The organism is Paracoccus albus (genome assembly GCF_027913035.1).
GTDB classification, from domain to species: Bacteria; Pseudomonadota; Alphaproteobacteria; order Rhodobacterales; family Rhodobacteraceae; genus Paracoccus; species Paracoccus albus.
In genome coordinates this window covers 2,566,798-2,591,735 of record NZ_CP115775.1, presented here as the reverse complement: position 1 = coordinate 2,591,735, position 24,938 = coordinate 2,566,798, and the positions used below count along the sequence as shown (strand labels likewise).

Annotated in this window: 27 protein-coding genes and 3 pseudogenes; 14 read left to right on the top strand and 16 right to left on the bottom strand. The window is 60.3% G+C overall.

Annotated elements, in window-relative coordinates:
- The first annotated feature begins 21 nt into the window (after nt 1–21).
- A complete protein-coding gene (locus PAF20_RS13085; protein WP_271071054.1) occupies nt 22–1,581 on the top strand; it encodes an NAD(P)H-dependent oxidoreductase in 1,560 nt (519 codons plus the stop codon).
- 355 nt (nt 1,582–1,936) lie between these two features.
- Nucleotides 1,937–2,754 (top strand): IS5 family transposase gene (locus PAF20_RS13080; RefSeq protein ID WP_271071053.1). Its coding sequence is split into 2 segments (ribosomal slippage): nt 1,937–2,276 and nt 2,276–2,754, totalling 819 coding nucleotides; the frame shifts between segments, so codons are not numbered across the junction.
- A gap of 237 nt (nt 2,755–2,991) precedes the next feature.
- On the opposite strand, the gene PAF20_RS13075 is transcribed toward PAF20_RS13080, so the two are convergent.
- Together PAF20_RS13075 and PAF20_RS13070 are read right to left on the bottom strand one after the other, a co-directional pair.
- The gene (locus PAF20_RS13075) at nt 2,992–4,020 is read right to left on the bottom strand and encodes an IS110 family RNA-guided transposase (RefSeq protein WP_206563216.1); all 1,029 of its coding nucleotides are present in this window, start codon (nt 4,018–4,020) and stop codon (nt 2,992–2,994) included.
- Between the two features lie 129 nt (nt 4,021–4,149).
- A pseudogene (locus PAF20_RS13070) lies at nt 4,150–4,278 on the bottom strand (IS5/IS1182 family transposase); the annotation flags it as partial.
- A gap of 252 nt (nt 4,279–4,530) precedes the next feature.
- On the opposite strand from PAF20_RS13070, the gene PAF20_RS13065 reads away from it, so the two are divergent.
- The 3 genes from PAF20_RS13065 (at nt 4,531) to PAF20_RS13055 (ending at nt 7,068) form a co-directional block, all read left to right on the top strand.
- Nucleotides 4,531–5,490 carry an IS110 family RNA-guided transposase gene (locus PAF20_RS13065; protein WP_271071052.1) on the top strand — a complete coding sequence of 320 codons (960 nt, stop codon included), beginning with the start codon at nt 4,531–4,533 and terminating at the stop codon, nt 5,488–5,490.
- Between the two features lie 193 nt (nt 5,491–5,683).
- Nucleotides 5,684–6,136, top strand: coding sequence for a transporter substrate-binding domain-containing protein (locus PAF20_RS13060; RefSeq protein WP_271071051.1), 453 nt, complete (start codon nt 5,684–5,686; stop codon nt 6,134–6,136).
- Nucleotides 6,133–7,068 carry a cation efflux transmembrane domain-containing protein gene (locus PAF20_RS13055; RefSeq protein ID WP_271071050.1) on the top strand — a complete coding sequence of 312 codons (936 nt, stop codon included), beginning with the start codon at nt 6,133–6,135 and terminating at the stop codon, nt 7,066–7,068. The genes PAF20_RS13060 and PAF20_RS13055 overlap by 4 nt, the downstream gene beginning before the upstream one ends.
- A 21-nt stretch (nt 7,069–7,089) precedes the next feature.
- Here PAF20_RS13055 and PAF20_RS13050 read toward each other — a convergent pair whose 3' ends face one another.
- Nucleotides 7,090–7,905, bottom strand: coding sequence for a hypothetical protein (locus PAF20_RS13050; protein WP_271071049.1), 816 nt, complete (start codon nt 7,903–7,905; stop codon nt 7,090–7,092).
- Nucleotides 7,902–9,263 carry an ISKra4 family transposase gene (locus PAF20_RS13045; RefSeq protein WP_271071048.1) on the bottom strand — a complete coding sequence of 454 codons (1,362 nt, stop codon included), beginning with the start codon at nt 9,261–9,263 and terminating at the stop codon, nt 7,902–7,904. The genes PAF20_RS13050 and PAF20_RS13045 overlap by 4 nt, the downstream gene beginning before the upstream one ends.
- Here PAF20_RS13045 and PAF20_RS13040 point away from each other — a divergent pair.
- A complete protein-coding gene (locus PAF20_RS13040) occupies nt 9,207–9,626 on the top strand; it encodes an Lrp/AsnC family transcriptional regulator (protein WP_353620592.1) in 420 nt (139 codons plus the stop codon). The genes PAF20_RS13045 and PAF20_RS13040 overlap by 57 nt on opposite strands.
- A gap of 498 nt (nt 9,627–10,124) precedes the next feature.
- Nucleotides 10,125–10,358: a hypothetical protein gene (locus PAF20_RS13035; RefSeq protein WP_271071046.1), complete on the top strand. Its 234-nt coding sequence runs from the start codon at nt 10,125–10,127 to the stop codon at nt 10,356–10,358.
- Nucleotides 10,359–10,562: 204 nt separating this feature from the next.
- On the opposite strand, the pseudogene PAF20_RS13030 reads toward PAF20_RS13035, so the two are convergent.
- The 4 genes and pseudogenes from PAF20_RS13030 to PAF20_RS13015 form a co-directional block, all read right to left on the bottom strand.
- A pseudogene (locus PAF20_RS13030) lies at nt 10,563–10,997 on the bottom strand (IS6 family transposase); the annotation flags it as partial.
- Nucleotides 10,998–11,014: 17 nt separating this feature from the next.
- Nucleotides 11,015–12,160, bottom strand: a complete 1,146-nt coding sequence (locus tag PAF20_RS13025; RefSeq protein WP_271071045.1) for a cation:proton antiporter — start codon at nt 12,158–12,160, stop codon at nt 11,015–11,017.
- 57 nt (nt 12,161–12,217) lie between these two features.
- The gene (trxC, locus tag PAF20_RS13020) at nt 12,218–12,640 is read right to left on the bottom strand and encodes a thioredoxin TrxC (protein ID WP_271071044.1); all 423 of its coding nucleotides are present in this window, start codon (nt 12,638–12,640) and stop codon (nt 12,218–12,220) included.
- Nucleotides 12,641–12,692: 52 nt separating this feature from the next.
- A complete protein-coding gene (locus PAF20_RS13015) occupies nt 12,693–12,923 on the bottom strand; it encodes a rhomboid family intramembrane serine protease (RefSeq protein WP_243700135.1) in 231 nt (76 codons plus the stop codon).
- Between PAF20_RS13015 and PAF20_RS13010 the strand changes: the two genes are divergently transcribed.
- Nucleotides 12,922–13,122, top strand: a complete 201-nt coding sequence (locus PAF20_RS13010; RefSeq protein ID WP_271071043.1) for a hypothetical protein — start codon at nt 12,922–12,924, stop codon at nt 13,120–13,122. The genes PAF20_RS13015 and PAF20_RS13010 overlap by 2 nt on opposite strands.
- A gap of 87 nt (nt 13,123–13,209) precedes the next feature.
- On the opposite strand, the gene PAF20_RS13005 is transcribed toward PAF20_RS13010, so the two are convergent.
- The 6 genes from PAF20_RS13005 to PAF20_RS12980 all read right to left on the bottom strand — a co-directional run bounded on the left by PAF20_RS13005 (nt 13,210) and on the right by PAF20_RS12980 (nt 19,916).
- Nucleotides 13,210–13,770 (bottom strand): NADH dehydrogenase ubiquinone Fe-S protein 4, encoded by a 561-nt coding sequence (locus PAF20_RS13005; RefSeq protein WP_271071042.1) that lies wholly within the window; start codon nt 13,768–13,770, stop codon nt 13,210–13,212.
- A gap of 1 nt (nt 13,771) precedes the next feature.
- Nucleotides 13,772–14,272, bottom strand: coding sequence for a hypothetical protein (locus PAF20_RS13000; protein ID WP_271071041.1), 501 nt, complete (start codon nt 14,270–14,272; stop codon nt 13,772–13,774).
- 331 nt (nt 14,273–14,603) lie between these two features.
- On the bottom strand, nt 14,604–15,218 hold the full coding sequence (locus PAF20_RS12995; protein WP_271071040.1) for an HdeD family acid-resistance protein: 615 nt from the start codon (nt 15,216–15,218) through the stop codon (nt 14,604–14,606).
- 59 nt (nt 15,219–15,277) lie between these two features.
- Nucleotides 15,278–16,420, bottom strand: coding sequence for a sigma-70 family RNA polymerase sigma factor (locus PAF20_RS12990; protein WP_271071039.1), 1,143 nt, complete (start codon nt 16,418–16,420; stop codon nt 15,278–15,280).
- Nucleotides 16,421–16,497: 77 nt separating this feature from the next.
- Complete coding sequence (locus PAF20_RS12985) at nt 16,498–19,395, bottom strand: ATP-dependent Clp protease ATP-binding subunit (protein WP_271071038.1); 2,898 nt, start codon at nt 19,393–19,395, stop codon at nt 16,498–16,500.
- A 260-nt stretch (nt 19,396–19,655) separates the two neighbouring features.
- On the bottom strand, nt 19,656–19,916 hold the full coding sequence (locus PAF20_RS12980) for a MarR family winged helix-turn-helix transcriptional regulator (RefSeq protein ID WP_271071037.1): 261 nt from the start codon (nt 19,914–19,916) through the stop codon (nt 19,656–19,658).
- A gap of 319 nt (nt 19,917–20,235) precedes the next feature.
- Here PAF20_RS12980 and PAF20_RS12975 point away from each other — a divergent pair, with 319 nt between their 5' ends.
- From PAF20_RS12975 to PAF20_RS12955, 5 genes and pseudogenes are all read left to right on the top strand, one after another.
- On the top strand, nt 20,236–20,661 hold the full coding sequence (locus PAF20_RS12975) for an Hsp20/alpha crystallin family protein (RefSeq protein WP_271071036.1): 426 nt from the start codon (nt 20,236–20,238) through the stop codon (nt 20,659–20,661).
- Between the two features lie 14 nt (nt 20,662–20,675).
- On the top strand, nt 20,676–21,071 hold the full coding sequence (locus PAF20_RS12970; RefSeq protein WP_271071035.1) for an Hsp20/alpha crystallin family protein: 396 nt from the start codon (nt 20,676–20,678) through the stop codon (nt 21,069–21,071).
- Nucleotides 21,072–21,091: 20 nt separating this feature from the next.
- Complete coding sequence (locus tag PAF20_RS12965) at nt 21,092–21,583, top strand: Hsp20/alpha crystallin family protein (RefSeq protein ID WP_271071034.1); 492 nt, start codon at nt 21,092–21,094, stop codon at nt 21,581–21,583.
- A gap of 72 nt (nt 21,584–21,655) precedes the next feature.
- A complete protein-coding gene (locus tag PAF20_RS12960; protein ID WP_271071033.1) occupies nt 21,656–21,973 on the top strand; it encodes a hypothetical protein in 318 nt (105 codons plus the stop codon).
- A gap of 125 nt (nt 21,974–22,098) precedes the next feature.
- A pseudogene (locus tag PAF20_RS12955) lies at nt 22,099–23,312 on the top strand (IS256 family transposase).
- 105 nt (nt 23,313–23,417) lie between these two features.
- On the opposite strand, the gene PAF20_RS12950 reads toward PAF20_RS12955, so the two are convergent.
- The gene (locus tag PAF20_RS12950; RefSeq protein ID WP_271071032.1) at nt 23,418–23,627 is read right to left on the bottom strand and encodes a hypothetical protein; all 210 of its coding nucleotides are present in this window, start codon (nt 23,625–23,627) and stop codon (nt 23,418–23,420) included.
- On the bottom strand, nt 23,624–23,932 hold the full coding sequence (locus PAF20_RS12945; RefSeq protein WP_271071031.1) for a transposase: 309 nt from the start codon (nt 23,930–23,932) through the stop codon (nt 23,624–23,626). Before PAF20_RS12945 ends, PAF20_RS12950 begins: the two co-directional genes overlap by 4 nt.
- Nucleotides 23,933–24,102: 170 nt before the next feature.
- On the opposite strand from PAF20_RS12945, the gene PAF20_RS12940 reads away from it, so the two are divergent.
- Complete coding sequence (locus PAF20_RS12940) at nt 24,103–24,927, top strand: DUF305 domain-containing protein (RefSeq protein WP_271071030.1); 825 nt, start codon at nt 24,103–24,105, stop codon at nt 24,925–24,927.
- Nucleotides 24,928–24,938: the final 11 nt, after the last annotated feature.

Below are 24,938 nucleotides of genomic sequence, written 5' to 3'. Positions count from 1 at the left end.
ACGCATAACAAAGGCCAGCCTATGTCGGATACGTCTGTTCCGTCCCTTGCTTCAGATCCACTGAAAGTTCTGATCCTGCTCGGTCACCCGCGCGGCCCCTTCAGCCTCTGCGGGGCGCTCGCGGAACACTATCGCGACGGCGCGAGGGGTGCCGGGTGCGATGTGCGTAACATCGACCTCGCAAGTCTCGACTTCGATCAGAACGTGACCTTTGCCTCGCCTCGGTCGCAGGCGCTGGAACCTTCGCTGCAGGCGATACAGAACGACATCGAATGGGCAGAGCATCTCGTGTTCGTCTATCCAACGTGGTGGGGAACCTATCCCGCTTTGCTCAAGGGCTTTCTCGACCGCATCCTCCTGCCCGGATGGGCCTTTCGGGAAATCACTGGCGGGACGGGTTTCGAAGGCCTTCTTACCGGCAGAACCGCAGAGCTTTTGACCACAATGGACACGCCGGCCCTGGTGCAAACGCTGATCAACAAGGCGCCAGGCCGCAACGCAATGTCGCGCGCGACGCTGGGTTTCTGCGGCATTGAGGTCACACGCCACACCCGCTTTGGCGCGGTGAACCATTCGACACCACAGGCGCGCGAAGGCTGGCTGGCGGATGCCGAGGCGCTGGGGCGAGGCCTGGCGCGCGGACCACGGCCTCCGGGTCGGCGGGCATGGGCGACGGTGCGGCCTTGGATGATCGCGCTGCGGCTGCAATTCTATCCGATGACCTTTCTCGCCTATCTGATCGGTGCGATGCTGTCGTCGGGCGGCGAAGAGTTCAACCACCTGCTTTTCTGGCTCGGGTATCTTTTCATGTTCACGCTCGAAGCTGCAACGGTGTTCTCGAACGATCTTCTCGATTTCGAAAGCGACCGGCGCAACAGGTTCTGGGGGCCGTTCAACGGCGGTTCCCGGATCCTGCACCAAGGCGGGATTACGCGAAAACGGCTGTGGATCGGTGCCGGGGTGGCCTTCGCGCTGGCCATGGCGGTTGCAGGTCTCCTGATCGTGGGGGGCCCGTCGCCCTGGGTTGTCGCCGGGATTGTCATCGGCCTGGCCGTTTTGGCCACCGGCTACACCGTCCCGCCGCTGAAACTCAGTTACCGGACGCTGGGCGAAGTGGATGTGGGGATCACCCACAGCGTCATGCCGATCCTCCTTGGCATGGCGTTGCAAAGTGGGTCGATCGCCGGTGCCGAACCCTGGCTGATCGCCGCGCCTCTGGGCCTGTCGATTCTTCCTGCGATCATTTTGTCCGGTGTACCGGATCATGACGCAGATAAGGCGGTGTCGAAAGTCACAGTTGTTGTGCGTTTCGGAATACGTAATGCTTTCCTGATCGCGGCGGCTTTGGTCGTGGCCGCAACGGTGACGGCCATTCTTTTGCAGTTCGTCTTGCTTCCGGGAATTTACGGGGCTGTTCCCACCGTTCTCATAACCCTGCACGCCGCCGGGCTGGTGACACGTTTCTTAAAGGAGCGCGAGAAGGAGGCAATTCCGCGTCGCATCGACGGCACGATGGTTCTGGCGCTGACCTTTATCCTGTGGTTCTGTATTTTACCGCTCTTCACGATGCTCACCGCGTGAAAGCCTTTCGGCAGGGGGTGAGATCACGTAATCTGCACAACCCACAAGGTTGGGGATCCTGTTACAGTCAACCCGGCCTCATCTTCAGTCAGTGGAAATTTGCATCGCTGTTTCCAGCATCCCAAGCAGGGTCAAGAGACTTGAGTGTCGAATTTCATCCCGACCGCGCGGGCCAAAATCCTGCATTTGGTGACACGTGGGGCGGTTTCGTTGTGCTAAAGAGAAATACACCAGACCTTCGTGTCCTCCGGTGTCCGTCGTCAGAACATTTGGCGCAGATTGGGGCGTAGACTAGGTTGTGTTGACAAAAGGGATTCACATCAGTCTTTGAGCATGATTCAAGCTGGCATCTGCGATGGAGACCAGCTTGGCACGAGACCTTATGTCGGACGAGGAATGGGCGTTCTTTGAGCGCTTCATCCTCGCTGTCCGCGCCCCGAACGGGCGCAAACCCACCAACCACCGCCTCGTTCTTGATGGGATCTTCTGGATTGCCCGAACCGGGGCGCCATGGCGCGATCTTCCCGGGGAGTTCGGCAAATGGTCGAGCGTCTATCGGCAATTCCGGCGCTGGACGTTGACCGGGCTCTGGGAGGACATCATGGAGGCCCTGAACCAGAGCGGATCCGTGCCAAGCGCCCTGCAGATGATCGACAGCACCGTGATCCGCGCCCACCATCAGGCAGCGGGCGCTAAAGGGGGACTCCACGACAGGGTTTCGGCCGTTCTCGAGGTGGTTTTACGACCAAGATCCACCTCCTCGTCAATGCACACGGGCTTCCCATGAGGACAGAGATTACGCCGGGCCAGACGTCAGACTATCTCGGCTTCGATCTGGTGATGGCGGATAATCTGCCCCGCCCAAGCGTGCTGCTCGCGGATCGCGGCTACGATGCAGACAAGATCAGAGACGGCATGGAAGCGCGCAACGTCCTGCCCGTGATACCGATGCGCAAGTCTCGCAAGAAGCGGATTGGTGTCGATCGCTCCCTGTATCGCCTGCGTAATCTGGTCGAACGCTGCTTCAACAAACTCAAGAACGCCAGGCGTGTCGCGACCCGCTACGACAAGACCGCGGAAAGCTTCCTCGGCTTCATCGACATCACGTCGATCCGCTTATGGCTCCGCCATTTGTCATGTATGGATGCCCCCTTTCGTGCAAGTGGTATTTGAACAGCTCAGGCGCGTGATCGGATGCGGTCATGTATCAGGCCTCATGGTGCGGCTCGAACGTGGCCGCAGGCCGTTATGGCGATGCGCGGGTCAGAGGCAAATCAACAGAGCGAGCTCTTCGGCTCCACGACAAATGCTGCTTTCTCCAACCCGGATCTTGTCGATCCTTTGCCCTTACTGTTCAGTGACCTCCTCACACGCCCGACGTACCGAGGCGCGATGGCAAGCTTTGCTCTGTCATGCCATCGTCGCCGCCGGGTTCCGGTAATCTTCCTGTTTAGTCATCATGGCCCAGAGACCTCGCGCCATTTTGTTCGCCAAGGCGACAGCGGCAACCATGCGTGGCTTGCGCCCACGCAAGCGAACAAGCCATCCATGTTTTGAGCTGCCATAGCGCTCGACCGCCTGCAGCACAGCCATTGCGCCGGAGATCAGGAGCCTTCGGATGTCCCGCTGTCCCATCTTCGAGGTTTTGCCCAGGCGTGGTTTGCCTCCTGTCGAATGCTGGCGGGGCACGAGCCCCAACCACGCGGCAAAGTCCCTACCGCGCCGAAAGCTGGTCAGATCAGGTGCAAATGTTTCAATCGCCAATGCCGTGATCGGCCCGACCCCGGGCATGGTTTGAGCACGACGCGTCGATGCTGCTTCCTTCGTAGCTTGGCCCATCTTGCGGTCGAGTTCCGCAATGCGTTCACTCAACCCTTCGATCGCGTTCAGATACATCTGGCCGAGGTCTCGGACCGTGGCGGGCAAGCGCGTGTTCACGTCGCCGATGGCGTCCGCAAGCTTCTTGAGCTGGGCAACTCCTCGCGCAGCGACCAGGCCATGTTCGGCAAGATGCCCGCGAAGGGCGTTGATCATTTGAGTGCGCTGGCCGACAAACATCTGCCGCGTTCGAAACAGCATCGCGCGGGCTTGCTGGTCTTCGGTCTTCAAAGCCACAAAGCGCATTGTCGGACGCACCGCAGCTTCCACGATCGCCTCGGCATCTGCGCAATCGTTCTTCTGGCGTTTGACGAATGGCTTCACGTAGACCGGCGGGATCAGGCGCACTTCATGTCCAAGCTTCTCGAAGGCGCGGCCCCAGCCATGCGCCGTCGCACACGCCTCCATGGCGACAACGCACCGCGGTACCTGAGACATGAACGCAAGCAGCTGGCCACGCGAAAGCCTTTTGCGAAATACGACGGACCCGTCGTGACCGGCACCGTGCAGGTGGAAAATGCGCTTTGCCAGATCGATCCCGATAATCGTAACCTCGGACATGGATGCTCCCTCCTTCTGTGATGGCTTCAACACGCATCACATTGGCACATTGCGATGCCGTCAGGTGGGGGCATCCACGCCATCAACATGACCTAACCCATTGCGGTTGATGAAGATTATCCCACTCAGATTGCGGTTGATGAAGATTATCCCACTCAGAACGCGCTTGTCATCGACCCGGGGCTTTCCGTGCGACTTCGGAAAGAAAGGTTCCAGACGCGTCATTTGCGCGTCGCTAAGCCAAAAAAGATCGCTCATGTCACAGTTCCATTTTCGGAGCCGTGAATCAGGCAGTGCGACCGAAATCAATGCATCCTGACCCTTCTGTATCGTAGATCTGCTAGCGTGACCCCGTCACGTGTCCCGGCCAGGACCCGTGACGGGGTGGTGCGCGACGTCTGACCCTTGTGGCATGGCCACGCTTCTTAGCCTGTCGGCACCGCCTCTCCTTCATTGTCTCGAACAGTTGCCAGCGGCCCTCGTGGGACCGCGTATCAGAAGGAGGAGAGCATGGAGAAGGTAACACACGGTCGGATCATCGGGATAGATGTGAGCCGAGACTGGCTCGATATTCACTGCCTTCCGGACGGTCAGCGTCATCGCATCCCCAATACCGATAATGGCCATGTCGCGGTGTCCGATCTCGCTCACGACCAGAGAGCCGTCGTCTGTTTCGAAGCGACGGGTGGGCAGGAATGGCGGCTCTGGTCCTATCTTCAGGATGCAGGCGTCGAGGCCCGCCAAGTGCCGCCGGCCCAGGTCAAGGCCTTCGCGCGCAGCCTTGGAACCCGAGCAAAGACCGACAGGATCGATGCCGAACTCATAGCGCGCTTCTTGGTCTTCAGACCCGAGGCAGGACGAACACTTCCCGCCGAACATCTACGTCTTCTCAGGGCCTTGACCACCAGACGGGTACAGGTGGTCGAGATGCGAAAGCGGCTTCTGGCGCAGATCCGGGCGCATCAGAAATCGGGAACGGCAGAGCTGTTCGAGGATATCGATGTGGAGTTGAAGGAGAGGTTGGATGTTGCGATCACCGAGTTGGAAAGCAGAATTTCAGAGCTTTTGGGGCGCTACAGGCATCTCGCGGACACCGCGCGGATCCTTCGTTCCGTTCCCGGCATCGGACCAGTCGCCAGCTCAACGCTGATCGCCGAACTTCCCGAACTCGGCGCTCTCACCGGCGAAGAAGCTGCGGCCCTGACCGGTTTGGCACCAGTGGCGCAGGACAGCGGAACGTTGCGTGGCAAGCGCGCAATCGCCGGTGGTAGACGCGCCCTACGACATGTCATGTTCCAGGCAGCGCTGGTTGCCTCGCATCATAACCCGACACTCAAAGCGTTCGCTGATCGGCTCCGTAAAGCCGGGAAACCACACAAGGTCATCGTCACGGCCGTCGCGCGCAAGCTCGTCATCATCGCCAATGCTCTGTGCAAAAGCCGACGGGAATGGGAGCACAGACACCCCTGAAAGATACAGTTGCTAAGAACAGCTATAAGGGGAGAACCGCACAGTACAATTTTGGTTCCCGATCAAATCCTGTAGGGACATTAATCGTCTAAGCTGTTTCGTGGAACTACTTTTCCGCTGGGGGGAACCTATCTCAAAGGTCGTGGTTTTATCCTTAATCGGTGAGCGGAGTGACTGCAAAATAGGAATTGATGTGACCAAGACATCTCTGTCTCTTCAGATAATGCGTCTTCTGACAGCACTGTTAACCTTCACCATGCTGGCGGGGTGCAAATTTCCCGCCGATCCAGACGACACGACGAAAGTGGTGAGGTCCAGCGTTCTCAGGGTCGGCGCGCTGACACAGACGCTTGATGATGTCGACGCAGACGCCATCGCGCTGGTTGCAGAGGCCCTGCAGGCAGAGCTGGAATTTGTGACTGCCGATCCTCATACCCTATTTGCGCTGTTGGAAAATGGGGAAATTCACCTCGTCGCCGGACGTATTCCCGCGAATACGCCTTTCGCAGCTGATGTTGCCTTGACTGATCCGGTGGGACACGTGGTTTTAGGGGGCGATACCGAAGATCAGGTGCTCGCCCTCCGGAAAGGCGAGAACAGGTTCCTGATCACGGTAAACCGCGCAATTCGGGGGCTGATGGAATGAATCACGATATTCCTGATGAAATCGCCCGCAAGCTGCACCGTGCGGCTCGACTGGAATGGTGGTCGATCTTCTGGCTGCTGACGATCATCACGGTAATGTACTTTGCAATGGGCTCCAGCCAGGCGATGAAAACAGCATGGATCGAGGACACCCTCAGCCTGCTGCCGCCCATCCTGTTTCTGCTGGCCCGCAAGTTCGAAAACAAACCGGCAACAGACAAATTCCCATTCGGATTTCATCGGGCCGGATCGCTGGCGTTTCTCTTGGCGGCCGGGGCACTGACTGCCATGGGAGGATTCCTGCTTTATGATGCCGCCAGTGCGCTGATCTTGCAGGAACACCCCACCATCGGAAACGTCACGATCCTTGGCTGGGATGTCTGGCTGGGCTGGCTGATGGTCGCGGCACTTGTCTATTCCGTCATCCCCCCTGTCATCCTTGGCCATATGAAGAAGCCACTGGCGCACGCGACAATGGACAAGATCCTTTTCACCGATGCCGACATGAACGCGGCAGACTGGAAGACGGGGCTGGCCGGTATCGCGGGTATCGTCGGCATCGGTTTTGGTTTCTGGTGGGCGGACGCGGCCGCGGCGGGGCTGATCTCATTCGATATCCTGCGGGACGGATTGCGTAACTTGCGCATCGCGGTGGCGGAGCTTCTGGATGGTGCGCCGCGAGAGCTAAACTCGACTGATGTCCACCCGATCGTCGACACGCTTTCCGCAGACCTCCGCAGGCGGTTTCCCGGCCATGAGGTGCAGGTGCGCGAGACCGGGCGGTTCGTCCGCGCCAATGTGATTTCTGCGAGAGGCGCTGAACTGAACGGTGAGGAAGCGCGCCAGTTGGTATCGGGCAATCAATCCTGGCGGCTGGTGGCGGTCGGGCGGCAGCTGCAAGAATTGCCTGAATATCCGAAAGATGAGGGGTGACATACGACCTGTATGGAGCGCCTAAGGGTTGCCCTCCTTTGAAGCAGGCATGCGACTGGCCGAAAAATCTCTTCGCCACTTCTGCAGGCGCGACCTCATGTCGGTTTCCGGGTAGCGGCGAAGGTAGGGCAGCGCCTGCGCAAGGTGCTCCCAATCTACGGCGGCATCATCGAACCTGCGGTCAAATATCTCGGCCAATCTTTCGGGGACCCTCATCTCGGGGTCCTGATGACTGAAGAAAAGTGCGAAGGGAGCTGCATTTAGTTCGGCGGTCAGCCCCGCCAGATCCTTCAGAACAGGCATGTCATTGTCCCGGTCCGCGCCCAGATACAGCAGCAGCTTGCGTCCGTGAACCACGGTCTGCGTGGTTGTCATAACGAAGCTGACGGCAAGCGTCAGAACGATCATGCCGTTCACGCCGACCACAACTCCCAGAAGCGCGATATTCGAATTGGCAGGCGATGTCGCGCCCCCTCCCACCGTCGAAAGGAGATGGCCTACATGCGAAACAAATCCCACGGGGTCTGCCGGTTGGCCGGTGCCCTGGTCCACTATGGAACGTGAAATCCCGTAGAAGATCATTGCCCAGGCCAGATTTACGCTCAAGATCCACCATGTCGCTACGCTCGCGACGACCAAAGGTCCGATGATCTTGTGCTTGATGTTCGTGTCGGGCAGTCGCCTGAACAGGCGAAAAGCGACCTTGGCAATCCGTATCGCAATCGGACTGCTATCGTTCGTCCCGACCGTCGTGATCAGGAAATCGGTCATGGTGACGATCAGACACACGATTCCGAGAAGTCCGATAATCGGGAGCGGACAAAACATGGGGGTCATGCGGCCCGTCTGCTGTTTGCGACGGTCAGTCGACCATCAAGGACGGCGGCCCTTGTGACGGCTACTCGGTGAGCCCCTTTGGGCGACCACCGCATCCTCCTGCGCTTTCCCATGCGGGCATTGGCAATGTCATCGACTGCTCCTTCGGCACGAGATGACGAGATGGGCAACCCGTTACGATACCGTCGGCCATAGTCGACGAGGGATTCCATGTTGTTAGCGAGATAGGTGTACAGTGTATCGCATCTGGCCTGCACACGAGCGGCAGCGGTGCGGACAGCGAGTGGTTCTTCTGCAAGGCGGGTACAATCGTGCATAAGCCCCTTCAGATATGTTTCCGCCACCCGTGCTCTGCCATGCCACAGGCACCAGCGGAGGCTTTTCGCGGGGCGCTGGAACAGCACCGGAATTCCAGTGAAACCCGGTATCTGGACTAGACCCTGAACGGCGGCCTCGACATGTCGAATGCGCATCGAGATGTGCCACCAGTCGAGGATATGCTTCACCTGGCCGTCGCCACCGATGGCATTCCGTATGAGGTTCGGGAGAGCAAGCTCGCCATCAGAGATTACCGTCAACAGACGGCCTGGCTTCCATCCATAGTCGGACAGCTCTTTTCGGATACGGCTGCCTGGCGATGCCGTCGCATTGGCGACCAAGCCAAATCGTCGGCACATATTGCGACTTTCAATCTTGCCGACCACAAGATCCAGATGTCGCTGCTGATATTCCGGTCGACAGCGGATATGCGCACCATCCAGAAAAACCGTCAAACCACCTTTGGGCGGTGCTTCAACGGGATCGCCTGATGCCCTTCGACTTTTCTCGAGTGCAGTGGCTACTCTTCCCAACCGGTCACGCACCGTGGTGTGATGGGGCGGATGGCAGGGGAGAAAGCTTTTCATCAGCCGCGCGGCTTCGCGAAAGGAATGCCGGGACCCGAGTTCCGCATGGAGCCGCTGCAGCTCCGGGGTAGCCCGGTCAGGAAAGAAATAGGTCAGCGGAGAAATCGGCCCGCCGGGCATCGCAGCTGACCTGGCATCACAAGAACAGCGGCGCAAGCGCGCGGCTTTGACCCGAACCCGCCCAAAGAGCGTGTCGAAATCGCGCGTGCGATAGTCATGAATGGCACGAACCGAGGCGCAGTCCGGGCATACGCGGCTTTCTCGAATGACTTCATCGACCTGGTCGTAAAGGACTACTCTCTGGATCTGTTCGACGATCCTCTTCCCTTCCTCGAGGCGCAGCCCGATCCCGTCTGGGCAGGTCACCCGGTATGGTCGTGAAATGCCGTCAAGCTGATGAGTGCGCTTCTCCCCGTTGTCGAAGGTAGTTTCAATTGTAATCCGTACGTCCATGGCAGCCCCACACGCAAAGAACTCACCTTAGCACGGACCGCAACGACGAAGATGACCCCCATGTTTTGTCCACTCCCGGCGGCACTGGGGTTTCCGGTATCGGTCTTTGTTTCGGTGAAACTCGACCGGCAGGTCGACCGCGATCTGGCCGAGTTCGAAACCGCCATCCAGAACTTTCCCGAGGTCGTGGATTGCTGGCTGATGACCGGCAACCGGGACTATCTGCTGCGCGTGGCAACGGACGGACTGGCGGGATTCGAGGATTTCCTGATCCGCCGCCTGACGAAACTGTCCTACGTTGCCAATATTGAAAGCTCGATCCCGATTAGGAGAGTCAAGGCGGGCATATGTCGTGGGCCATGAGGGGCAGAGGATCTGCAAGGATCTCACGTGTATTTGCCGTTTACTTTGGAATCGTAGATGGGCTGGCCATGAAGTCCAGCGACTGAGAGATGGAGACGAGTTGGGTAGCGACCTTCTTTCGTAGTCCCCGGCGATTTCCGAACGCCGCCGCTCGCCCGAGGCAAAGCCCAGCATCAGCACGGCCCGGTCACGTACCCCCCGGACACTGTCATCGCAGGTCTCTAGCGTCGCTTCGAGCACCGGCCGCGTGATCGGATGGGCCGATTTCGGCTGCCGCTCGCGCGCCACGGCCCGCCGCGCCCGGCCGCGCGCCTGCCGGATCAGCGGCGCCTCGAAGGGCGAGGTGAGGTTCTTCATGCGGTGAAAGGCCCGCCAGGAGGCGATACGCCGGTCCAGCGTCGCCGGCGCCGGGCAGGCAAGCGTCCGGCGCAGACCGGCGGCCATCAGCGCCGCGGCCGCGTAGCGGGCCGGCCCGGCCGTGTCTGAGAGGTCCACGGAATGATCGAGGACGAAGCGCAGGGCCACCGCGTCGGCCTCGGGCCAGTCCAGATCGCGCCCGAAGGCAGCCTGTTTCCAGGCCGCGATATAGATCAGGTCCCGCTCCCAGGCGCGCAGCGTGTTTTCGGGGGTCCCGCGCCGGTAGAGATCGGCAAGGGCGGCATCCTCCATCTCGGAGAGCGCGGCGGGCAGGGGCAGGGCAGGGGGTTTTGCTGTGGCCATGGCGGGCAATGAGGGCGCGATTTTCGCCGGAAGCCAAGAGTCCTGATAAGCGGGACTTATCGGATGTGATTGCAAATCATATTGTAGCGTCATGTAGGCCGCATAACATGATTTTTATGCGGATAAAGCGACCTTTGAGCTAATAATCTAGTGTATGTAGCGGGGCTCTGTCACAAACTTTAACGATGATGAAACGAAGCCGTTGTTCTCATTTTCTTATGCTGCCAGTGCCGCGAATTGGGCAAAAGGGCAGAGCCCGGGCGTCATCTGGCCTTTGCGGATCATATTGGCCACTTCGATGCCCTCGAGTCTGGCGGACGCTGGTGTGAATGACTTTAAGCCGAGCATGGGCAGGATCCGCTTCTTGATCGAACGATGATCCTGTTCGATCATGTTATTGAGATACTTGATCCTCAGCATCTCTATCACAATCGGACAGCCAAAACGCTTCAGCATGCGCTTGATCTCGGTGATGCCGGCAGTATTCGCCCCGCTATTGTCGATCACGATTTTTCGGGGCAATCCGTTAACCTCAAGGGCACGGGCGAAGAACCGGGTGGCGGCCTTCTTATTGCGCCGCTTCGACAGCATAAAATCAAGGGTTTTGCCAAATTTGTCGACTGCCCGGTACTGGTAGACCCATTCGCCCTGTCCCCCGTCAGCGCCTACTAAACCTTTAGCCCCGCCCATCTGACCATGACACTCCCGGCCAGCATGCTCATGCCAATCGCGAGGAGTAGAGGACCAGCGAATTCCTCCGCAACAATGCCCGATGTCGAGGAAGCCGACAGCAGCATCAGGCTGAATTCTCCTCCGTGGGCCAGAATGATCCCAGTCCTCCATGCGGTCTGAAGCGACTCGCCGAATATTCGGGCGACGACCAAAACAATCAGCGTCTTGCCCGCGAAAATGATCGCGAGCCAGCTCAGCACAACTGGCCACGCATACGGGATGATCCAAAGTGGCAATTGCGTTCCGATGCCGACAAAGAAAATCCCGACAAACAAATCGCGAAAAGGCCGTATCTCGTTCTCGACAGCATGGCGCGCGTCTCCCTCGCCGATGATCATGCCGGCCGCGAATGCGGCGAGTGCCGGAGAAAGGCCGGCGGTGGCCGCGACAATTGCAGACCCGAGCGCAATAGTGAGCGCGAGGAGTTGGGCAAGTTCCGGATCGCCACGCGATGCGACCCAACGGGCCAGCAACTGCAACGGGCCACGGGCAATGGACAGAGCTGCAACCAATGCCGTAGAACTGGCGATGACCGTTATCACGCCATGTCCCTCGGCGGCTCCGCTCATCGAATCGTGCAGAAGCAGGAATGCGACAGCTGCCAAGTCTTGAAACAGAAGCACTGCAATGGCCAGACGCCCTTGGGCCGATCCCAGAGCGTTCGCGCTTGCGAGCACCTTGAGGCACATGGCCGTCGATGACATGGCAACGGCCCCGCCGATGAGGATAGCGGGGACGGGCGCGAGATCGAAGATCAGATTCGCTACCAACGATACCGTTATCGTCGTGACTGCAACCTGCGCGGCTCCAAGACCGAAGACATGCTTCCTGAGCGTTACGAGCTTCTCGAACGAGAATTCCAGGCCAAGCGCGAACAGCAGGAGTAACACTCCGATCTCGCCAATGCTGCTCAGGGCAGCGCTCTCAGCAATCAGGCCGAGGCCGGCAGGTCCGATGACTATGCCGGCAAGAATGTAACCGACGATACTGGGCACGCCGATCCGTGAACATATCGTCACGAGCACGAACGCGGCAAAGACCAACAAGGCCGCACTTTCAACAAATCCGGTCACGCCATGCATGTTCTTCTCCTTCTTCTCCTGATGGCATGGCGCAGGTAAGGCCAATACCTGTAAAATCTAGACGTGCGACCGCGCCCACTGCGCTATCTGCGCGGCAGGCATCGCACCGCTCGTTCTCGCGATTTCCTTCCCGCTACTGAACAGGATCATGGTGGGAATGCCGCGGATCCCGTAGCGGCCCGCAATCTGCTGTTCGGCCTCGGTGTCGAGCTTGCCCAGGCGGACATGGGGTTCGAGCGAGCGCGCCGCCGCCTCGAACTGGGGCGCCATCATCTTGCATGGCCCGCACCACTCGGCCCAGAAATCGACAAGCAAGGGCAGTTCGGCATTCGCATGACGGTCAAAATTAGCCGCTGTAAGCGTGACGGGCCTGCCTTGAAAGAGAGGCGCGCCGCAGCGTCCGCAATTGGGATTGTCGGTCAGGCGCACTTGCGGCACTCTGTTGGTGGAATTGCACTGCCGACAAGCGACCGTGGGCATCCTGTATCCTTTCGTTGACGAGCCGGTCTTGGCGGCCGGCTGATGCAAGCGTTCAGCGCGTGGATATGGCGCGGCGGGCCTCTCGCTGCCGCGGTGCGGGTAGGTAGCAACCGATCACGCCCGCGATGGCCCCCGATGCGCCAAGCGCGGGAACGACTGAGTGGGGGTTCGCCAGCGCGTGAGCCAGTCCGGCCGCCACACCACAGAACAGATAGAACAGTGTGAATCTACCCGGTCCGAGCCGATCTTCGACGGCGGGGCCGAAGATCCAGAGCGTCCACATGTTCAAGATGAGATGCAGCCAGCCCCCCGTGCAGGAAGATTTTGGTCAGGAACGGGGTCCAGTAGGACGGGGCGACGAGGCGGAGCTGACCGAAGACGCGCGACGGCACCAGCGCGAAGTCGAACAGGAACCGGTTGAGCGCACGCGGCGGCAGGCCGCTCTGGTAGAGGAAAGCGAGAAGGCTGATCCCGACGACTGACCAGACGGCCACGGGGGGGTATCTGCGAGCAACGGTATCGGCCCATGGAAACATCTCATTTCCCCGAGCGCATGCAGCTGGCCGTCATCACGTCGTCTTTCTTGCAATTGTCACACCCGCCCACGCCGGAGGATCAGAGGCGGGGAAGGATTCGAGCGAGGCTTCGAGGACCGGATCGAAACTCTCCCTGTCGCTGGTAGACGGGTCGGCCGTGCTCTCATGCTGAACGCCTCTTGAGAGGCGGCGATCGGGGCGGAACGCGACCCGGAAGGCTCCCGGGGCATCGACGCCCCTGTGCAGCCGGTGGCGCGTCTCACCCGCCCAAGGGTTGGCCATCCGGGCTCCCCCAGCGTCCTCGCGCACGACATAATGCCAGTCCTGCCGCTCTGCGAAGTCCACGGCGCTGTCGCGATCCGGAAACTTCAGCCGAATCGGACGATAGGGATCGCCGGTGGACGTGTATCCCATCAGCGGCTCGATCTGCGGCGGCCGGGACGGCTCGAACTCGAGGACCCAGTAGTTGGGCCGAGGCGCCGATGTCATCGCGGAACGGGCAGGACGGTAGATGATTGCCGTCGGCACGTCCCAGGATGGCAGATCGGTTCCGGGAATTTTCGGCGGGAATGGTGGGCGATTATGGCCGCGCATATCAGTTCTCCCGGGTGTTGGTGGATACGAGAAGGTGACGTTCGAGATCGTCGAGTTTTTCCATTCGCCTCGAATTCAGGCGAACGGCGCGTTCGGTGTTCTGCGAAGGAAAGGCAGCAGCGTGCAGGACGTCCGACCGCATCGCTATCGTGAGATCGGCGACGGCATTCATCACGCCCTCTCCGTCCCCGTCCGAGAGCGTGCCGTCAGCAAAACCGGACTGCAATCTCTCCAGTACCTGCTCGAAGCTGGACACGACCCCTGCACTCGCGACTACAGCCAGCTTGTGGCTGAGAACACGCAGTTCATCGATCAGCTTCGCATCGTGCCTTGCGGCTTCCACGATCTCTGCGACCTTCTCGATACAGGCCATGTAAATGTCGCATTGCTGCTGGAGGATGATGACCCTTCCTTCCTTGCGAAGCTCGAGATCGGTCTGGCGATTGAGAAGCGCCGCGGTCAGAATGATCGTCACGACAGCGCCGAGGAAGATGAGCGTCATCTCCTGCGCGAAAGGCAGTATGTCTTCGGCAAGATACATCGAACGAAAAACGAAAAGGATTCCGATGCCCAAGGCAGCGGCCGCAGCAGCAAATGCCAAGTCAGGCAGGCGTTTCGACATCAGCACCTCGCATTTTCGGTGTCAGGTGGCATGCACGGCCTTGCATCGGCGTCCGGCGCCTCTGCGTCCCGGTGCCGCAGGAAGATTGGCGTCGGACCGCTGCCGAACGGATTGAAGCCGGTGCTCAGGCAACGGTCGAAGATCGTTTCGTCCCATCGGGTGAAATCGTGCTCCTCGCCGGCAAGTCGCCGGTCATCTGCCACAGCGCACATCACATCTGCGCCGACCGGGGCTGGCCGGCGATGGTGCCGTCCTTCGGGCGATCCGCCTTGCGCAGCCGCAGCCCGAGGAGGATCATCATCACCCCGAAGAACGCGGCGTAGAAGCCGATCAGCCAGCCGAGCGCGAGGAAGCTTTCGAGCGGGCGCGTCAGCAGCATCCAGGTCACGACGACACCGAGAACGACCGAGACGAGGCCGCTCAGGATCAGCCAGATCTCGCCCTCGATTTCCTTGCGCAGGCGGATCGCTGCCGCGATCTCGAGGGCACCCGAGAACACGGACCAGAATGCGATGCTGGCCCAGAGGAATGTCGCAAGCACAAGCGTCGCGACAAAAGGCGAAACAACCACGACGACGCCCGTGGCGATGCCAAGAATGCCGCTGAACATCAGCCAGCCCCAGCGTTCGCCCTTGCGGATGTTACGTATCGCGGCGACGAGGCCGAACACGCCGTCGGCAAAGGCGAACGCGCCGAAGACCAGCGTGAGCGCCAGAAGCGCTTCCGCAGGCATGACGAAGGCTAGCACTGCGATGATCAATGCGAGCACGCCGCGTAACACGAATGCCCACCAATTCCGGGACAGGCTGCACAGCATGTCCTGCATCTTGTCGGTCGGGTTTTCAGAGGCTGTGGTCATTGGTCGATCTCCTATTCAGTTCCATGTCAGGTGTCGTAGCCGGCCTCCTCGCCGGTTAGGGCGGCGGCCACGCGGCGGCGATCCTCGATCGGCTGAGGCAGACGCTGCGTGTGAGCGATTTCCCGTTCGATGGGCGCGCGGCCTGATGGATCTCTGACCAACCCGGCTTTGGCAAGCCTCGCGCGTAGTGTCGCGCCCGCATTTTCTGCGATCTCAGCGACCTCTGTCTCGGTCAGGCCGAAAAGGTCTGCCGTCTCCGCGATCGTGGCGTCTTCCAGGTACATCCGATACAGGACGCGGCGCTCGACCGGAGCAAGATCTGCGATAGCCCGGTGCAATGCCATGGCGATCTTATGACGATCCACTTCGGTCTCGAGGTCTGTGCCGCCGTCGTCGGCGATGAGGTCCTCCAGCATCAGCACTTCGTCCGGCTGGTAGAACTCGAACATCGCCTGATCCGCCTCGGTCGGATCCTCCGCCGGGGCCTCGGGTTCCGCCTCGATGGAGGCGGCATCCTCAGGCACGGCGCGGCGGGCGGCGCGGGATTCTTCCTCGATGGTCTCAAAAGCCAGCCGTTTCAGCCAGTCGCCGACGGAAAACTCCGAAGGCCGATCCTCGAAGCGGGCCAGCCCCTTGAGGATCGTCGCATCTACGATATCGCGAACGCTCAGGTAGCCAGCCGGCACAGACCCGCTACACTCGAGATAGGTCAACTCGCGCCTGACGGTATCGTAGACCGTATCGAGATGATCCTCGATCAGGTCAAAGAAGAGCTGGCGCCGGTCCGCTTCCGCCGCATCCCGCGCGGGCGACAGCGGGGCGCCGATCCGGCGCCGGCGGGCGGGACGCTTGTATTCAGGCTCGTGCTTGAGGCGCGCCACATGCCGATCGACCTGGTGGCGCAGGTCGGCAAAGGCCTTGCGCAGGACAGGCTCGATCTCGAATCCCTCTTCCCGCGCCGCGATCACGCCCGACGGCAGTTGCAGGCGCAGGCTGACTTTGATGCGCTTCTTGCCCCTCGTTTGCGAGGCAACGACTTCGAGCCGGACCAGATCCTCGCGAAAGCGCGCAAGGTGCGGTTCAAGTTGCCGCACCTCTTCCTCGATGACCTCAGGCGCGCGCTGTTGGCCGTGCCGGTCGAGATTGCGGAATGATCTAATGACGTTCATGCCTTGGACCTTCCTATAACTCTCCGAAGAGATGGCCCGGCGCGACCGATATCGCGCCGGGCCAGTCTTTTGCGCTGTCACTCGGCGGACTTGTCGTCCTTGGACTGCACCTCATCCCCACCGCTGGGCTTCGGAACGTCCGTCTTGTTTTCGGCAACTTCGCTGGGCTCCTCGATCCCGGCCTTGGCCTGATCGTCCGGGCTGTCGTCACCGGTGTCCTTTACGATCTTTTCGAACACGACCCTCTGTTCGTCTTCCGACCAGGCGACGCGGACCTTGTCGCCGTCCTCGATCCGCCCCGAGAGCAGTTCGCGAGCCAACTCGGTCTCCAGCTCCGACCGGATCAGCCGGCGCAGCTCGCGGGCACCGAATTCGGGACGGAAGCCGACCGTGCCGAAGTGATCCACGACGCTCACATCGAGTTCGAGTTCGACGCCCTGGGTAAGGGCGGTCCGCTTCACCCGGTTGAGCTGCAACTCGACGATCTGGCGGATCTCCGACTTATTCAGCGAATGAAAGACGATGATCTCGTCGATCCGGTTGATGAACTCTGGCCGGAAATGACCGCGCAACACCTCCATCAGTTCGGATTTCTGCTTGGCCTCGTCGAACTCACTGCTGCCGCGTTTCGTGAGGTTCCGCTGGATGATGTCCGAACCGAGGTTCGAGGTGGCGATGATGATGGTGTTAGTGAAGTCCACCACGCGGCCCTTGCCATCTGTCAGGCGGCCATCGTCGAACACCTGAAGCAGGATGTTGTAGACATCGGGATGCGCCTTTTCGATCTCGTCGAGGAGCACGACCGAGTAGGGCCGACGGCGCACCTTCTCCGTCAGCTGCCCGCCTTCGTCGTATCCGACGTAGCCCGGAGGTGCGCCAACCAACCGGGCAACCGAGTGGCGCTCGCCATACTCCGACATGTCGATACGGATCAGCGCATCCTGGTCGCCGAAGATCACCTCGGCCAGCGTCTTGGCCAGTTCCGTCTTGCCGACGCCGGTCGGCCCGAGAAAGAGGAAGGTCGCAGTCGGACCGGAACCTTCGCGCAGACCCGCACGCGCCAGGCGCACCGCATCGGCCACGGCGCGGATCGCTTCTTCCTGGCCGATGACGCGCTCGTGCAGCTTCTCCTCGAGCTTGAGGAGCTTGTCCTTCTCCTCGGTGGTCAGCTCCGTGACCGGAACGCCGGTGATCTTGGAGACGATCTGCGCGACGTGATCGGCGCGCACCTCGGCGGTCGCCGAAGCCTGGTCGCGCTTCCAGATTTCCAGAAGCTCGTCCAGTTCCTTCTGCTTCTGCTCCAGCTCCTTCTTCAGTTCTGCTGCTCGGTCGAATTGCTTGCGCGCGGCGGCATAGTCCTGTTCGCGCTTGATCTGCGCGACCTCGGCTTCGAGCTCCTGCACGTCCACGGGCCGCGCAGTGGCCGAGATCTTCACCCGCGCCGCGGCCTGGTCGATCAGGTCGATCGCCTTGTCGGGCATGAAGCGACCGGTGATATAGCGATCCGAAAGCTCCGCGGCGGCGATGATCGCCTCGTCGGTGATCGTCACCTTGTGGTGGCTTTCGAGCGTGTCGCGCAGCCCGCGCAGAATCATGATCGTCTGTGCGACCGTGGGCTCGTCCACATAAACCGGCTGGAACCGTCGCTCGAGCGCCGCGTCCTTCTCGATGTATTTCTGGTACTCGTTGAGCGTCGTCGCGCCGATCAGGTTCAGCTCGCCCCGCGCCAGCGCCGGCTTGAAGGTGTTGGCGATGTCGAGACCACCTTCGCCACCGCCCTGGCCGGCGCCGACGATGGTGTGCATCTCGTCGATGAAGAGAATGAGGCTGTCCTTTTCCTCGGTGATCTCCTTGAGGATCTTCTGGACTCGCTCCTCGAACTCGCCGCGATACTTCGACCCGGCCACCATCGAGTTGATGTTGAGCTCGACCAGCCGCTTGTCGCGCAGCGCCTCGGGCACTTCGCCCGCGACGATCCGTTGTGCAAGTCCCTCGACGATGGCGGTCTTGCCGACGCCGGGCTCGCCGATCAGCACGGGGTTGTTCTTCTTGCGCCGCGCGAGGACCTCGATCGTCGTTTCGATCTCGCGGGCGCGACCGATCACAGGGTCGAGCTTGCCCTCGCGCGCGGCCTTGGTGAGATCACGGCTGAACTGGTCGAGATCGGGGGTGTTCGACGGAGTCTCGACGCGGCCTTCCTCGACACCCTTGCCGACCACCTTCGTCACCTGCTGACGCAGCGCCTGCGGCGTCAACCCCAGCTTGCGCAGCATCGCCGCCGCGAGGCCTTCGCCCTCTTCGGCGAGCCCGATCAGCAGATGTTCCGGCCCGACATAGGAATGGCCAAGCTCGTTCGAGGCGATGAAGGCCCGGTTCAGCGCGTCCTTGAGACGCGGGCTGACACCGATTTCGCCTTCTGTCTTGGCGTCTCCACGCTTCGCTTCCTTCTCGATCTGGCGCCGCAGATCGTCCACATCGACCTTGAACTGTTCCAGGATCGTCTTGACGACGTCAGACGAGGTCAATGCCAGAAGCAGATGTTCGGTATCGACCTCGCTGCGCCCGAATTCCCCGGCCTTCTGTGCGGCATCCTGCAGCAGCTTGTTGCCCTGTTCGCTCAGCCGGTCGGCGATCGTCTGCCCGCCGCCGCCGCGCCGCGATCCACGCCGCGGCGCGCCCTCGCCGACAGTGGCGTCGACGACAGCGTTATCGCCATCACCCACAGAGCCGAGCGTGCCGCCTCGCAGCGGACTGTCACCAAAGAGGCTGCCGAAACCGCTCTCGCCGAAGAATTCGTCAAGAAGGGAACGCCGCCCGAACAGGGACTCCAGCGGCGAGGCGCTGCGACCCGACCGGCGCGCTATTTCGCTGTAGTGCTGATCGCACAGCTCCATGTTCTGAACCCTGCCGTTCACCGAGGCGCGCACGCGCGCCGTCGCCGGGCGACCGCAAATATCGCAAGCTCCGTTTGCCATTCGTCTTCTCCGTTTTCATTATCCAGTCAGGGTTGTTCGCCGATCATCTGCGCAAGTGACAGTGTCACGCAGCGACCGCTTCCGTTCTTTCACCTTGGACCCAATTGCCACAAGATCGGGCTCGCCCAGTGTCTCTCGTTGCAGGAGATCTTGCACCGATTGCTCGAGAAGATCCAGTCTTCCTCTCCATACCGATTCGCCCCCTCTAGCGTGAAAGCCGCGCATCTATGCGTTCGAGAAGTGCGAGAAGAACGCGCCTCTCATCGACTGATAGGTCCTGTAAGATGTCTTCCTTCAACGCCGCTCGTCGGGGATCTAGGTCTCGCAAGATTTTTTTGCGTCTTTCTCGTCGGCACAACGATCTGCGACCGCCGATCATTCGGTGACGGCGAACGCTCAACCCAGCCGCCGCGCACCATGCGGTCCACGAGTTGCCCGGCTGTCGCACTGCCGACTTCCAGCCGCGCCGCGATGTCGCCGATCGCGAGACCCGGGCACTCGTCCACATGGGCGGCTGCCATCCAGACTGTCTCGTCAGACCGGTCTCACGACTTTCATCGTCGATCCGCTGCTGGATGTGCTGGGCGACCCGATGGATCGTCGTCCTGATCAACGCATGGTCGGATGCAATCATCATTTGACCTCCAAGGATCTGTAGGCCGTCGCGAAGCTCCATCAGACGCCAATATAGATTGAAATGCTAGCATAAATTATGCCTGCGTGGTATCCTTGTGAGCGTAGAATTGAAAAGGTTTCGGGATCGATATCTCTTGCCGTGGCGATCGAACCGCGAAAGCAGTATTTTCCTGCACGACGTCGTTGAGCCACAGGAGGCCAGCAATGCTCTATCCGACATATCTGCGCCGCAGCGATCCCTTTGCGCTGATGCGCTCCATGATGCGCGATCTCGACCGCAGTTTCTGGCCGCCGTCCCGCGCGGCGTTCCCGGCGGTGAATGACGGGCAAGGCCCTGAGGCCGTTGCCATCGCCGCTGAACTTCCCGGCATCGAACCGGGCGACATTGAAATTTCGTTCAAGGACAACGTCCTGACGCTGTCGGGCGAAGGCAAGCTGCCCGAGGTTCCCGAAGGTGCGCGCTGGCACCGCAACGAACGCGGTTATGGCAAGTTTTCCCGGGCTATCCGCCTGCCATTCACGGCCTCGGATGACAAGGTGGAGGCGAAGATGGCGAACGGCGTACTGCGGATCGTCATCTCCCGGCCCGAGGAAGAAAAGCCAAAGAAAATCGAGATCAGGGCAGCCTGAGAGGAGTTGGAACGATGAGCACCGACTTCACGCAAGCCACCGAAAAGACGCCGACCGACGCGCCGGAGACCTCCGGCGGCCGCATCTACCGCCCGCTGATCGATATTGTCGAGACCGATCAGGGTGTCTCCATGATGCTCGAAATGCCTGGCGTCGCCGCCGATGCCGTCGAAATCAAACTCGAAAACCGCGTGCTGACGAGCCGCGGCAAGGTTGAGCCGATGCGGCCAGAAAACCTGGAACTTGCCTATGCCCAATATGGCGAGGGTGATTTCGAGAGGGCCTTCACGCTTTCCGAGGATTTCGACCCCGACAGGATCGAGGCCGAGATGCGCGGAGGCGTCCTCACTTTGACGCTCCCCCGAGCCCCTGAAGCGCAGCCAAAAAGGATCCCCGTCAAAGGCGCCTGAAAACCGAAGGAGACCATATCATGCAGATCAAAGAACTCATTCCCTGGGCGCGCAAGGACGGCGCGCCAGACGCCAAGAGCAGCGAAGACAACCCGATCGCGACACTCCAGCGCGAAATGAACCATGTGTTCGAGAACTTCTGGAACCGGGTCGGTCATTTCGAATGGCCCTTTGGCAGCGGCGAAGCGAAATCCGACGTGGTCGAGACCGACAAGGCGATCGAAGTATCGATCGAGCTGCCGGGCATGGAGATGAAAGACATCGAGGTGACGGTCAACGATGACATGTTGACTGTGAAGGGGGAGAAGAAGATCGAGCGCCAAGAGGAGAAAAAGGGGTATTACCTGTCCGAGCGCAGCTACGGCGCGATCTACCGGACAGTCCCGCTCCCCCCCGGTGTGGACGGCGAAAAGGCGCAGGCATCCTTCAAGAACGGGGTTCTGACGATCAAGCTGCCGCAAACGCCCGAAGCCCAAGCCAAGGTCAGGAAAATCGCGGTCAAGGAGGGCTGAGCCGGGCATTGATCGTGCCAACTCTGCGGCGAAACCGCCGTAGAACCAATCACAGCCGAAAGGAACAGACTGATGAAACTCAGGAGTCTTTGCGCGGGAACAGCTTTGGCCCTGCTGATTGTCAGCGCCGGCCCTTCCTGGTCTCAGGATACGTCTCAGGCGGAAGCTGAAGCGCAGGCGGTCAACCGGGAGCAAGTCGAAGAGAGCGTGACCGCCGAAACCGATTCACAATTCGCCGATAAACGCACCGCCCTGATCCAGGAGGCGGTCGACGCGCTCGATGAAACGAACGCTGCGATCGCCGCGATCGAGAAGGGCGATACAGATGCGGCGATTGCTGCGCTCGCGTTGGCCACGGGGAAGCTCGAGACCGTAGCATGTTGGGAATAGCGCGCCGTTGAAGGTTATGGCCGCCTGCGCAGCCACCAAAATTGCGCAGCAGGCGGCCATAACGAGAGTGTCCGACCTTTTGTGTATGACTGATCCGGTTCATGCTTCACCGAAAGGAAGCATGAATGAGCATCTCGAAAGAAATCCTGGACGAATTGCTGAAGGGCGTGGATCGCCCTGAAGATCTGCTCGGCGATGCCGGGCTGATGAAAGAGCTGAAGATCAAGCTCATGGAACGGATGCTGGGCGCGGAGCTGACAGCGCATCTTGGCTATGAAGAGGGCAAGGACGCCCCTGCCGGACAGAGCAACCGTCGCAACGGCACATCGGCCAAGGTGCTGATGGGACAGGACGGGGAATTGCCAGTGGCGATCCCGCGGGACCGGGACAGCAGCTTCGAGCCCGAGTTGGTGAAGAAGGGCCAAACCCGGATCGACGGGATGGATGACAAGATTGTCGGGCTCTACGCCGGCGGGCTGACGGTCCGGGATATCCGCGCCCACCTTGAAGACGTCTATGGCCTGAAGGTTTCGCCCGACCTGATCAGCCGCGTCACCGATGCTGTGCTGGACGAGGTCCGGGAATGGCAGAGCCGGGCGCTGGACCGGATGTATCCCATTGTGATCTTCGATGCGCTGCGGGTGAAGATCCGGGACGCCGACAGCCGGACGGTCAAGAACAAGGCCGTTTACGTGGCCCTCGGCGTCACCCGCGACGGCAGCCGCGAGGTCCTCGGCCTTTGGATCGCCGAGAACGAGGGCGCGAAGTTTTGGCTGTCGGTGATGAACGAGCTCAAGAACCGGGGCGTTCAGGACATCCTGATAGCTGTCGTTGACGGGCTGAAGGGCTTTCCCGAGGCGATCATTGCGGCCTTCCCAGAGACCATGGTCTAGACCTGCATCGTGCATCTGATCCGGCATTCGATGAACCTCTGCAGCTGGAAGGATCGCAAGGCCGTGGCGGCTGACCTGCGCCCCATTTACGAGGCCCCGACCGCAGAGGAGGCTGCCCGCCAGCTGGATGCCTTCGAGAAAAAGTGGGCCGGGAAATACCCATCCATCGCCCCGCCTGGCGTCGGGCCTGGGCCGAGGTCACGCCGTTCTACGCCTTCAGCGCCGCGATCCGGAAGATCATCTACACCACAAATGCCGTAGAATCGCCGAACCGTGTGCTGCCGAAAACGCTGAAGACCAAGGGTTCTTTCCCGACCGAGGAGGCCGCCACGAAGCTGATCTTTCTGGCTATCCGCAACTTCGAAAAGGGCGGCCGCGCTGTTCGGGAATGGGTTGCGGCCCGCAATCAGCTGGCCATAATGTTCACTGGGCGTTTCGACGCCTGACCGTATCTGATAACCGTGTGGCCCCGATCAGATACACAGAGTTTCAGACACTCCCAAGGCCGGTCATACACTAACAATCAAACTGGACCACTCAGGTGGGGCTGATCACCCGCATCTGTACCCCTCTCGCTGCATGTGGCGGGCCATTTGCCGCGAGCCGTACCAGGGCGTTTCAAGGAACTGCCGGTCGATGATTTCCATGAAGGCCAGATTCTCGGCGCTTTCCCCGCGCGGGTGATAGTAGAGGCTGGAGCGCGCCAGCGACAGCAGGCTGCACTGGCGACGGACACTGAGATCGAAATGGTCCCGCTTCAACGCTTTCTGCCTCCAGTGCCGAGGATGAGACTGGAGGATTCCGATAAAAAATCCCGTTCCACGACCAGCTGGCCGATCTTGGCGTGCAGCTTCTCGACATCCTTCTCGGAAATCACCGGCTCGGCCGATGTGGCACCGCCAAACGCCGATGCCATGTTCTCAATCGCCGTTCTCTTCCAGCCGCTGATCATTGTGGGATGGACGCCGTATTTCTTGGCCAGCTCGGCCGTCGTCAACAATTCACGGATGGCCTCAAGAGCAACCTTGGCCTTGAACTCCGCCGAATAGCGTTTCCACTTCGTCATCTGGGGTATTCCTTCGTCAGTCGCTACAGCTTAGCAACTGGTCCGAAATCTCGCGACCACCTCTATCAACTTGAAAGAACCCATCAGGAGTAGGCCGAAAAAAGTCAACTTTTAGGGAACATCCACCCACTGGAAGGTTGTTGTTCCCTTAACCGCACTTTGAGGTGACGATGGCCTATTCCCGCTTTTTCCTGATGATTACCGTGTCTACGGTCCTGATGTTCGGGTTGATGTACCTAAACACCTATCTGATCAGCCATATCTTCTGGTCGGAAACACGCGACTATATGGCCATCGTCATGGGGGCGGTCATGGCCTTTGTCATGCTGGTCTTCATGCTCGGCATGTACAAGAACCGCACGCTCAACATCGCGATCTTCGCGGGCTCCATCATTGTTTTCGCAGGGGCGTTCTGGCTGGAGCGCAGTCAGGTGACGGTGCAGGACCGGGCTTACATGCGGGCGATGATCCCGCACCATTCAATCGCCATCATGACGTCGTCCCGTGCAGAAATCACCGATCCAAGGGTGCGCACTTTGGCGGATGACATCATCTACGCCCAAGATAAGGAAATCGCTGAGATGCGCTATCTGATCGCAGACATATCGGCGAATGGAGAGGCAACCCCCGCAGGGGAGGAACCGGCAGCCGAACTGAAACCCGCTCAGGACGCCCTGTCCAGCGAGGTCGTTTCCAAGGTCGATCCGGAGTTCCTGACGCAGGCAGATATTGCCCAGGTCTTCCCGGATGGGGCCGCATGCAGCTTCACCTACACTGAAACGAGCCCGTCCGTGTTCGTGTCCGGAAACGGCACCGCCCTGGTCAAGATCAGCGGTGATCTTGTGCAACTCGATGGCGGGGAAGACAGCTTCGCGGCTGACCCGATCACGATTCAGGTGCGCGATACGGAGGATGACAATCTTCAGGATTTCGTCATCAGCGCGGGCCCTGACTACGAGGCCGGTTTCCGCGGTCAGTACACCTGCACGAATTGAGGAATATGATC

What these genes read in the sequence shown, in the direction of transcription:
- PAF20_RS13085 (WP_271071054.1), top strand. Translation starts at nt 22, where the DNA reads ATGTCGGATACGTCTGTTCCGTCCCTTGCTTCAGATCCACTGAAAGTT.
- PAF20_RS13075 (WP_206563216.1), bottom strand. Translation starts at nt 4,020, where the DNA reads ATGTCCGAGGTTACGATTATCGGGATCGATCTGGCAAAGCGCATTTTC.
- PAF20_RS13065 (WP_271071052.1), top strand. Translation starts at nt 4,531, where the DNA reads ATGGAGAAGGTAACACACGGTCGGATCATCGGGATAGATGTGAGCCGA.
- PAF20_RS13055 (WP_271071050.1), top strand. Translation starts at nt 6,133, where the DNA reads ATGAATCACGATATTCCTGATGAAATCGCCCGCAAGCTGCACCGTGCG.
- PAF20_RS13050 (WP_271071049.1), bottom strand. Translation starts at nt 7,905, where the DNA reads ATGACCCCCATGTTTTGTCCGCTCCCGATTATCGGACTTCTCGGAATC.
- PAF20_RS13040 (WP_353620592.1), top strand. Translation starts at nt 9,207, where the DNA reads ATGAGTGCGCTTCTCCCCGTTGTCGAAGGTAGTTTCAATTGTAATCCG.
- PAF20_RS13045 (WP_271071048.1), bottom strand. Translation starts at nt 9,263, where the DNA reads ATGGACGTACGGATTACAATTGAAACTACCTTCGACAACGGGGAGAAG.
- PAF20_RS13035 (WP_271071046.1), top strand. Translation starts at nt 10,125, where the DNA reads ATGATCGAGGACGAAGCGCAGGGCCACCGCGTCGGCCTCGGGCCAGTC.
- PAF20_RS13025 (WP_271071045.1), bottom strand. Translation starts at nt 12,160, where the DNA reads ATGCATGGCGTGACCGGATTTGTTGAAAGTGCGGCCTTGTTGGTCTTT.
- trxC (WP_271071044.1), bottom strand. Translation starts at nt 12,640, where the DNA reads ATGCCCACGGTCGCTTGTCGGCAGTGCAATTCCACCAACAGAGTGCCG.
- PAF20_RS13010 (WP_271071043.1), top strand. Translation starts at nt 12,922, where the DNA reads ATGTTCAAGATGAGATGCAGCCAGCCCCCCGTGCAGGAAGATTTTGGT.
- PAF20_RS13015 (WP_243700135.1), bottom strand. Translation starts at nt 12,923, where the DNA reads ATGTGGACGCTCTGGATCTTCGGCCCCGCCGTCGAAGATCGGCTCGGA.
- PAF20_RS13005 (WP_271071042.1), bottom strand. Translation starts at nt 13,770, where the DNA reads ATGCGCGGCCATAATCGCCCACCATTCCCGCCGAAAATTCCCGGAACC.
- PAF20_RS13000 (WP_271071041.1), bottom strand. Translation starts at nt 14,272, where the DNA reads ATGACGCTCATCTTCCTCGGCGCTGTCGTGACGATCATTCTGACCGCG.
- PAF20_RS12995 (WP_271071040.1), bottom strand. Translation starts at nt 15,218, where the DNA reads ATGCAGGACATGCTGTGCAGCCTGTCCCGGAATTGGTGGGCATTCGTG.
- PAF20_RS12990 (WP_271071039.1), bottom strand. Translation starts at nt 16,420, where the DNA reads ATGAACGTCATTAGATCATTCCGCAATCTCGACCGGCACGGCCAACAG.
- PAF20_RS12985 (WP_271071038.1), bottom strand. Translation starts at nt 19,395, where the DNA reads ATGGCAAACGGAGCTTGCGATATTTGCGGTCGCCCGGCGACGGCGCGC.
- PAF20_RS12980 (WP_271071037.1), bottom strand. Translation starts at nt 19,916, where the DNA reads ATGGCAGCCGCCCATGTGGACGAGTGCCCGGGTCTCGCGATCGGCGAC.
- PAF20_RS12975 (WP_271071036.1), top strand. Translation starts at nt 20,236, where the DNA reads ATGCTCTATCCGACATATCTGCGCCGCAGCGATCCCTTTGCGCTGATG.
- PAF20_RS12970 (WP_271071035.1), top strand. Translation starts at nt 20,676, where the DNA reads ATGAGCACCGACTTCACGCAAGCCACCGAAAAGACGCCGACCGACGCG.
- PAF20_RS12965 (WP_271071034.1), top strand. Translation starts at nt 21,092, where the DNA reads ATGCAGATCAAAGAACTCATTCCCTGGGCGCGCAAGGACGGCGCGCCA.
- PAF20_RS12960 (WP_271071033.1), top strand. Translation starts at nt 21,656, where the DNA reads ATGAAACTCAGGAGTCTTTGCGCGGGAACAGCTTTGGCCCTGCTGATT.
- PAF20_RS12945 (WP_271071031.1), bottom strand. Translation starts at nt 23,932, where the DNA reads ATGACGAAGTGGAAACGCTATTCGGCGGAGTTCAAGGCCAAGGTTGCT.
- PAF20_RS12940 (WP_271071030.1), top strand. Translation starts at nt 24,103, where the DNA reads ATGGCCTATTCCCGCTTTTTCCTGATGATTACCGTGTCTACGGTCCTG.